This window comes from Periweissella ghanensis (assembly GCF_918814755.1).
GTDB classification, from domain to species: Bacteria; Bacillota; Bacilli; order Lactobacillales; family Lactobacillaceae; genus Periweissella; species Periweissella ghanensis.
The window spans coordinates 1-902 of record NZ_CAKKNT010000057.1; the positions used below are offsets into that span (position 1 = coordinate 1).

Annotated in this window: 1 pseudogene; it reads right to left on the minus strand. The window is 40.4% G+C overall.

Features of this window, described 5'->3' with window-relative positions:
- Positions 1-902: pseudogene (locus tag LQZ76_RS10040) on the minus strand (hypothetical protein); the annotation flags it as partial.

The following is a 902-nucleotide window of genomic DNA, read 5'->3' on the forward strand; positions in this document are numbered from 1 at the left end:
CAACATCAGGATCAGAAGCAGCCTCAACAAGTAAGTCAAAGGCAGCTGCAGATTCAGATTCAGCGTCAACAAGTGCATCAGAAGTTAAGTCAACATCATTGAGCACTTCAGTATCTGCTTCAGAATCAACATCAACAGTTGATTCAACTAATTCTGAAAAGTTAAGCACATCAACAAGTGCGTCAACATCAGGATCAGAAGCAGCCTCAACAAGTAAGTCAAAGGCAGCTGCAGATTCAGATTCAGCGTCAACAAGTGCATCAGAAGTTAAGTCAACATCATTGAGCACTTCAGCAGCCTCAGAAAGCACTTCAAAGAGCTCATCAACATCAGATGCTAACTCAACAAGTACCTCAGCCGCTTCAGAAAGCACTTCAAAGAGCGCCTCAACATCAGAAGCTAACTCAACAAGTATTTCAGAAGTATTATCAACATCAACAAGTAACTCAATTTCAGGATCAGAAGCAGCATCAACAAGTATTTCAAAAGCTGCTGCAGATTCAACATCAACAAGTGTATCTACAAGTGCTTCAGAAACTAAGTCAACATCATTGAGTACTTCAGTATCTGCATCACAATCAACAGTAGATTCAACTAATTCTGAAAAAGCAAGCACATCAACAAGTGCTTCTATCTCAGGATCAGAAGCAGCATCAGCAAGCACTTCAGAAGCTAAGTCAACTTCAACAAGTACTTCAGTATCTGACTCAGCATCAACTGTTGCATCAGATTCAGAATCAACAAGTGCATCAGAAGCTAAGTCAACTTCAACAAGCACTTCAGTATCTGAGTCAGCATCAACTGTTGCATCAGATTCAGAATCAACAAGCACTTCAGAAGCTAAGTCAACTTCAACAAGTACTTCAGTATCTGACTCAGCATCAACTGTTGCATCAGATTCA